Origin of the sequence: Novosphingobium clariflavum (assembly GCF_026420865.1) — a bacterium.
GTDB lineage: Bacteria > Pseudomonadota > Alphaproteobacteria > Sphingomonadales > Sphingomonadaceae > Novosphingobium > Novosphingobium clariflavum.
Genome location: NZ_JAPCWC010000058.1, coordinates 1 through 6853, shown reverse-complemented (window position 1 = coordinate 6853; position 6853 = coordinate 1). Strand labels below are relative to the sequence as shown.

Below are 6853 nucleotides of genomic sequence, written 5' to 3'. Positions count from 1 at the left end.
ACCCCGGGCGGCCCCGATACCGGGCCCGCGCAACCCGCGCCCCGCAGGTTCCACGCCCCCCCCCCCCCCCCCGCATCTCGATCAGTTGGTCACGAACCCGCCGTCCACCGGAAGCGCGCCCCCGACGACGAAGCTGGCGCCTTCGCTGCACAGCCACAGCACGGCCTGCGCGATCTCCTCGGGCTGGCCGAGGCGCTCGATGATCTGGTTGCGCATGACGCCCGCGATCATGTCCTGATCCATGCCGGCTACCATCGGCGTGTCGATCGTGCCGGGGCAGATCGAATTGACCCGGATGCCGCGCGCCGCATAGCTGATCGCCGCGCTCTTGGTCAGGCCGATCACGCCGTGCTTGGAGGCGTTGTAGGGGGCAAGGTCGCGATTGCCGACAAGGCCGCCGACCGAGGCATTATTCACGATCGCGCCGCTGCCCTGCTTGCGCATCTGCTGGAGTTCATACTTCATCGATGACCAGACGCCGCGCAGGTTGATATCGGCAACGCGGTTATAGTCCGACAAGGGCTGATCGGCGATGTCGCTGAGCGGCACCTGGACACCGGCATTGTTGAACGCGAAGTCGAGACTGCCGTAGGTTTCGACAGCCTTGTTCACCGCGGCTTCGACCTGGGCATCGTCCGCCACGTCGCAGATGACGCCAATCGCGGTGCCGCCCACGTCGCGGATTTGCTGCGCAGCCTGCTCGACGGTTTCAGAATTGACGTCGGCCAGAACCACGCTGGCGCCAGCCGCGGCGAATGCCTGCGCGGCTGCCACGCCCATGCCCTGGCTGGCACCGGTGACGAACGCCACTTTGCCGGAGAAATCATAGCGGGGTTTCATGTCTAGCTTCCTTGCGTTGGAATGCGGGCGCGACGGGGCGGCGCGCGAACTCAGGTTCGCGCGATCCGCCCTAATCGGTGCCACCGTGTCTGAAGTGGGAGTCATGTGGCTTCCCGAAGCGCGACCGCCGGAATTGCGGCGATCCACGCTTCGAGGATCAGGTCTGGGTCAGTGGAACCCGATACAGTCTGGCCGCCTGGTTCAGGCGGCCGTGCGCTTCTTGCCGAACACGGGGAAGGCGCTGGCCTGGCCGTAGTCGGTGTCGCCATCGATCGCCTTCAGCGTTGCCATGTCGGCAGCCGAGATGGTGAACTCGAGGCCGATATTGCTGCGCAGGTGATTTGGGTTGGCGGTCTTGGGCAGCGGCAGAAGGCCAAGCTGGAGGCAGTAGCGGATGCAGAGTTGCGCGATGCCGACATCGTATGCTTTGGCGATCTCGCCGATGGTCGCGTTCTTCAGCACGGCACCATGGCCGACCGGCGAATAGGCTTCGACGAGGATTCCCTTGTCCTGGCAATAATCGATCAGGTCGAACGGGGTGCTGCCGATATGGGCGAGCACCTGGTTGACCACCGGCGCGACGGTACCGTTGGTGAGCAGGTTCTCGATATCCGCGCGCTCGAAGTTCGAAACACCGATCGCGCGAAGCTTCCCGGCCTTGTGCGCGTCTTCCATGGCGCGCCAGGCTTCAAGATTTCCCTGATCGAAGTCGCCGTCCGAACGGAAGTCCGCCCAGGGCTGGGGGCTGTGGATCAGCAGCAGGTCGAGATAGTCCATGCCCATCTGCTGCAGTGACGTATCGATGCTTTCGCTGGCGGACTTGTAGTCCTTGAACTCGGCGCGGACCTTGCTGGTCACGAACACCGCATCGCGGGCAAGGCCGCTGGTGCGGAACCCTTCGCCTACGCCGCGCTCGTTGGCATAGGCCTGGGCGGTGTCGATGTGGCGATAGCCGATTTCCAGCGCATCGCGAACGACCTGGGCGACCTCGTCATCGGGAATCATCCAAGTGCCGAGGCCGACCTGCGGAACCTGCACGCCGTTGGAGAGCGTGAAATTGTCATTGGAGAGCACGTGCAATCCTTTCGAGAATGGTGAGCCGGGGCGCTGCCCGCGTCGGCGCGACGAAGCCGGTGCTCCATCCACATCACGCGAGCCATCGCGCCTCAGGGTGAGACATAGCCCGGACGCTTGGATAGCAGGTCCCAATTGCCGAGAATGTCCGGCTTCACGACCTTGCGGGTCCATTCGTCGGGGCCGACTTCCTCCATCGCCACGGAGACGGATTCGTCACCGTAGTCGAGGATGGAGGTGACACTGTGCACGATCGCGTCGGTAAGACGCTGCTTCTGGTCGGTCGTCTTGCCGGGCCAGAGCTTCACGATCACGTGGGGCATGGCGTCAGTCCTTGGCGACCGGAGCGAGATATTCCTCGTCGGTGACCTTTTCCATCCACATCACGGGCGTTCCGTTGACCGATTCCTGGATCGCGATGTGGGTCATGGCATCGTGAGCGGTCGCGCCATGCCAATGCCGCTTGTCCTTCGGGCACCACAGGATGTCGCCGGCATGGAATTCGTACTTCGGGCCGCCGTCGATCTGGGTCCAGCCAATGCCCTCGGTGACAATCAGGGTCTGGCCTGCCGGATGCGTGTGCCAGGCGGTGCGGGCGCCGGGCTCGAAATGCACGATCGCACCCGAGACACGCGACGGTTCCTCGCGCTGGAACTGGCCTGTGATCGTGGCCTTGCCGGTGAAATACTGCTCGGGACCATCGACGGTCTTGAGGTCTGACTTGCGGATAATACTCATGGGGTCTGCCCTTTCCTGTGCGGTCGCGACGACGGTCGATGCCAGGAAGACAATCAAAAGCGGTGCAAATCGGATCATGACTGTCTCCTCACATGTGCCACGAATCCGCGATCAAGCGTTTCGTCATGGACAGGATATAGTCCCCGGACACGGCCTCGATTAGGGCCGGCCCAAGCAATGAGCTGGTGAGTTTCTTTCAACAGTCTGCTATGGGAGCTCAATGCAAATCAGCCGCGCCGATCTCGCCGATTTCGTCTATTTCCAGGCAATCGCCAAATACCACAGCTTTAGGCGTGCTGCGCAGGAAATGGGCGTTACCACCTCAGCGCTCAGCCATGCGATGACCGCTCTCGAAGCGAGACGCGGCGTCAGATTATTGAACAGAACCACTCGAAGCGTCACTCTCACCGCGGCCGGGGCGGAACTTCTCGAGAAGATCGAAGGACCACTCGCTGCGATCGGCGAGGCATCGGACAACCTGAATCGATATCGTGACGCGCCGGCAGGCCGCGTGCGGTTAAGCGTGCCGGAGGACGCCGTAACCCTGTTGCTCAATCCTGTCATGCCGATCTTCATCGAGCGGTATCCCGAGGTCGAGGTGGATATCAGCGTCAGCAATCGGCTGATCGATGTGATCGGGAGTGGTTTCGATGCCGGCATCCGGTACGGAGGCACGGTCCCGGAAGACATGGTCGCGCAGCGGCTCTCAGCGGAGATCAAATGGGTGGCGGCCGCCGCTCCGGACTATCTGGAGCGATTCGGTGCACCGGAGCATCCTGACGAACTTCAAAACCATCGCTGCGTCCGCATCCGCCTTGGAAATGATCAGATCTACCAATGGGAGTTTGACCAAAATGGCGCGACCCATGCGGTCATGGCGCCCGGCCCCCTCACCGCTGATGCCTCCCACGCCGCCATAGGACTGGGTATCGGAGGATGCGGTGTGATCTATGGCAGCGAACCGATCTTCAGCCCCTATTTTGCCAATGGCCGCCTGGTGCCTGTCCTCGAGGAATGGTCGTCTGTGGGCGAAGCGTTCCACATCTACTATTCCAGCCGCCGCCTGGTCCCTACCGGTCTGCGTCTCCTCGTCGATCTTATCCGCGAACTGCGCCCACTTGGGTTATAAGTTCGCGCGGCAGCCACCAAAAAGATCTTAGCTTTGCTGCGGGTTCGGGCGGAGCCGGGTCGCAACCAACCACAGTTGTTCATTTGGCCTCGGTGAAGGTCAGGTCCGAACAGAGGCCGCTGAACAATCTGCACGGTTCAGCGGGTGGGCCTGTCGCCCACCCGCTCTCTTCACGCCGCGAGGTGCTGCTTGAAGAATGCCGTCAGCTTGTCGAACGGGATGACATCGATCTGATCGTAGAGGTCGGTGTGGGTGGCGCCCGGGATGATCATCAGTTCCTTGGGCTCGGCCGCGGCCGCATAGGCGGTCTCGCTGAAGTAGCGCGAATGGGCCTTCTCGCCATGAATGAGCAACACCGGCCGGGGAGAGATTTCCGCGATATAGGTGAGAATCGGCAGGTTCATGAACGGAAGGGGCGTCGTGACGCTCCACGAGGCGTTTGAATTGACCGCACGCGGATGGAACCCGCGCTTCGTCTTGTAGTAGGCGGCATACTGGACGACGAACTCCGGCTCACCGCCCTTCAACTCCAGTGAAACCGGGCCATAGGCGGGGCTGCCCTTTGCGGCATCGTCCCAGCGCTGGCGGCTCAACTGGTCCAGGGTCTCGGCGCGCTGCTGCACGGTCACACTGTCATTGTACCCTTTCGACATGACCCGGGTCATGTCGTACATGGTGCTGGCGACGACGGCCTTGATCCGCTTGTCGATGGCGGCGGTGCTGAGCGCCATGCCGCCCCAGCCGCATATGCCGATGACGCCGATCCGCTCGCGATCGATCTCCGCGTGTAACCCGATGAAATCCACGGCGGCGCTGAAATCTTCGGTGTTGATGTCGGGCGATGCGATGTTGCGGGGTTCCCCACTGCTTTCGCCGGTATAGGACGGATCGAAGGCGAGCGTGGCGAAGCCGCGTTCCGCCATGGTCTGGGCATAGAGGCCCGAGGACTGCTCCTTCACTGCGCCGAACGGCCCGCTGATCACGATCGCCGCGAGCTTGCCCGTACCGCGGTCCTTGGGGAGATAGAGATCGGCAGCCAGGGTGATGCCGTAGCGGTTCTTGAACGAAACCTTCTGGTGATCGACAAGCTTGCTGCGCGGGAATGTCTTGTCCCAATCCTGTGTCATATTTGGTGCCTTTGCTGAGGAAATGGTGGGGATCGAAAGCGCGCCGAGGATGACAAGGCCGGCTGTGCCAGCCTTCAGCACGCCGCGGCGCTCGAATGGGAAAGATTGGTCGGTCATGGCGGGGGCTCCTGGGTCAGGCCGGTTGTTCGGTGAGGCTCAGTGCAGCGCCGATGCGTGACGTGATGACCGCCAGCAGCGACGCGATCACGAGAAGCCCGGCGGCGAAGCTGAACGGACCGTGATAGCCCCAAGTGTCGAACAGCGTGCCGCCGACGATCGCGCCCAGCATGATCGCAAGCTGGATGATGGCGACCATCAGTCCCCCGCCAGCCTCCGCTTCGTGCGGCATCGTCTTGCTCAGCCACGTCCACCATCCGACCGGTGCGGCGGTCGCGAGCAGCCCCCAAAGCGTGAGCAACAGGCCGACCTTCAACGGCGTGCCGTCGATCTCCACGAGAGTGACCGCGATGACCGCCATCATGGCGGGAATGGCAATCAGCAGGCTGTAGAGCTGCGACTTGAGGAGCCAACCGATCACGATCGTGCCGACAAATCCCGCAACGCCCAGCGCCAGCAACATGCCGGAGATTAGCGGTGCGTCATTGCCCGTCACCAGGTCCAGGAAAGGGCGCAGATAGGTAAAGAGCGTGAACTGACCAAAGAAGAACAGCGACACCGCTACCATGCCGATCGCGAACTGGCGGTGTTTCAGCAGTGCGAACACGTCGCGCGCGCGGATCGAAGCCTTTTCCGGCGGCATGGGCGGTAGGCTGCGCCACTGCCAGACGAATGCGATCGCGGCGAGCGGCACCACGCAGAAAAAGGCACCGCGCCATCCGATCAGACCGCCAAGCAAGCTGCCGATAGGCGCGCCCAATGTCGTCGCTGCCGCGTTGCCGCCGTTCAGCAGAGCCAGCGCCTTGGGCACCGATTCCTCAGGCACGAGCCGCATGACGATCGCGGCTGATATCGACCAGAAGCCACCGATCGCGACACCAAGCAACGCACGCCCTGCCATCAGCAGCGGGGCATTGGGCGCGAACGCGACCACTACGCCGGACACGAGCATCAGGGCGGTAAAGATCAGCACGACGCGCCGCCGATCCGACACGCCTATGATCGTGGAGATGAACAGACTGGTGACGAGCGCGAAGAAGCCGGAAACGGAAATCGACTGCCCGGCATGCCCCTCGGTGATCGCCAGATCGCGCGCGATCGGCGTTAGCAGGCTGACCGGCATAAACTCTGACGCGATCAATATGGTGGCGCACAGCGCCATTGCGATCACCGCGCCCCACGCGGGCACGGTCGCCACTTTGCCGGATGCCGGCATGGTCTACCTCATGTGTCTCGGATGAATCTCTCCTCCCTATCTAGCGCGCGCCTGAATCCATTATTAGACGGATAAGTCTTCTGACAATCAGTAGGAATTTTAATCAATGGCGCGCGATACGCTGAGCGACATCACCGCCTTCGTGGCAGTGGCCCGCGAGCGCGGCTTCACAAAGGCAGCCGCAAAGCTTGGACTTTCCCAGTCTGCGATCAGTCAGATCGTCAAGAAGCTGGAGGATCGGCTCGGGGTTCAGTTGCTCGTTCGCACGACCCGCAGCGTGGCGCCGACCGAGATCGGCGAACGGCTGCTCCAGAAAATCAGCCCCTATCTGGACGGGATCGAGACAGAACTGGCGTTGGTCAACGAAGCGCGGGACAGGCCTGCGGGCAAGATCCGCATCAGTGCGTCGGACCATGCGATCCACGAACTTCTGCTGCCCAAACTTTCCCAGTTCATGCAGGACTATCCGGACGTCTGCGTCGAAATGATCACCGATTACGGCCTGATCGACATCATCAGCGAGCGCTATGACGCAGGCGTGCGCTACGGCGAAACTCTGGCGAAGGACATGATCGCCGTCCGCATCGGGCCAGACGCGCGCATGGTCGCCGT

The 6853-nt window shown here is 62.4% G+C and carries 8 protein-coding genes; 2 read left to right on the top strand and 6 right to left on the bottom strand.

From position 1 onward, the window contains the following. Window positions 1–81: 81 nt before the first annotated feature. From OKA11_RS24050 to OKA11_RS24035, 4 genes are all read right to left on the bottom strand, one after another. Entirely contained in the window at window positions 82–840 is a 759-nt protein-coding gene (locus OKA11_RS24050) for a glucose 1-dehydrogenase (protein WP_267225107.1), read from the bottom strand. A 201-nt stretch (window positions 841–1041) separates the two neighbouring features. After that, on the bottom strand, window positions 1042–1914 hold the full coding sequence (locus OKA11_RS24045; RefSeq protein WP_267225105.1) for an aldo/keto reductase: 873 nt from the start codon (window positions 1912–1914) through the stop codon (window positions 1042–1044). A 92-nt stretch (window positions 1915–2006) separates the two neighbouring features. Continuing rightward, window positions 2007–2237: a tautomerase family protein gene (locus tag OKA11_RS24040; protein WP_267225102.1), complete on the bottom strand. Its 231-nt coding sequence runs from the start codon at window positions 2235–2237 to the stop codon at window positions 2007–2009. Between the two features lie 4 nt (window positions 2238–2241). Beyond that, window positions 2242–2652, bottom strand: coding sequence for a (R)-mandelonitrile lyase (locus OKA11_RS24035; protein ID WP_267225100.1), 411 nt, complete (start codon window positions 2650–2652; stop codon window positions 2242–2244). Between the two features lie 220 nt (window positions 2653–2872). Between OKA11_RS24035 and OKA11_RS24030 the strand changes: the two genes are divergently transcribed. Then, on the top strand, window positions 2873–3781 hold the full coding sequence (locus OKA11_RS24030; RefSeq protein WP_267225097.1) for a LysR family transcriptional regulator: 909 nt from the start codon (window positions 2873–2875) through the stop codon (window positions 3779–3781). A gap of 170 nt (window positions 3782–3951) precedes the next feature. Here the strand turns inward: OKA11_RS24030 and OKA11_RS24025 are convergent, their stop codons facing one another. Then, window positions 3952–5025: an alpha/beta hydrolase gene (locus tag OKA11_RS24025; RefSeq protein WP_267225095.1), complete on the bottom strand. Its 1074-nt coding sequence runs from the start codon at window positions 5023–5025 to the stop codon at window positions 3952–3954. Between the two features lie 16 nt (window positions 5026–5041). Continuing rightward, window positions 5042–6241 carry an MFS transporter gene (locus OKA11_RS24020; protein ID WP_267225093.1) on the bottom strand — a complete coding sequence of 400 codons (1200 nt, stop codon included), beginning with the start codon at window positions 6239–6241 and terminating at the stop codon, window positions 5042–5044. Between the two features lie 106 nt (window positions 6242–6347). Between OKA11_RS24020 and OKA11_RS24015 the strand changes: the two genes are divergently transcribed. Next, window positions 6348–6853, top strand: a 506-nt coding sequence (locus OKA11_RS24015) for a LysR family transcriptional regulator (RefSeq protein WP_267225091.1), incomplete at its 3' end; no start/stop codon positions are given.

Excerpts from the sequence above, each read along its gene's own strand:
- OKA11_RS24050 (WP_267225107.1), bottom strand. The coding sequence starts at position 840 with ATGAAACCCCGCTATGATTTCTCCGGCAAAGTGGCGTTCGTCACCGGT.
- OKA11_RS24040 (WP_267225102.1), bottom strand. The coding sequence starts at position 2,237 with ATGCCCCACGTGATCGTGAAGCTCTGGCCCGGCAAGACGACCGACCAG.
- OKA11_RS24035 (WP_267225100.1), bottom strand. The coding sequence starts at position 2,652 with ATGAGTATTATCCGCAAGTCAGACCTCAAGACCGTCGATGGTCCCGAG.
- OKA11_RS24030 (WP_267225097.1), top strand. The coding sequence starts at position 2,873 with ATGCAAATCAGCCGCGCCGATCTCGCCGATTTCGTCTATTTCCAGGCA.
- OKA11_RS24025 (WP_267225095.1), bottom strand. The coding sequence starts at position 5,025 with ATGACCGACCAATCTTTCCCATTCGAGCGCCGCGGCGTGCTGAAGGCT.
- OKA11_RS24020 (WP_267225093.1), bottom strand. The coding sequence starts at position 6,241 with ATGCCGGCATCCGGCAAAGTGGCGACCGTGCCCGCGTGGGGCGCGGTG.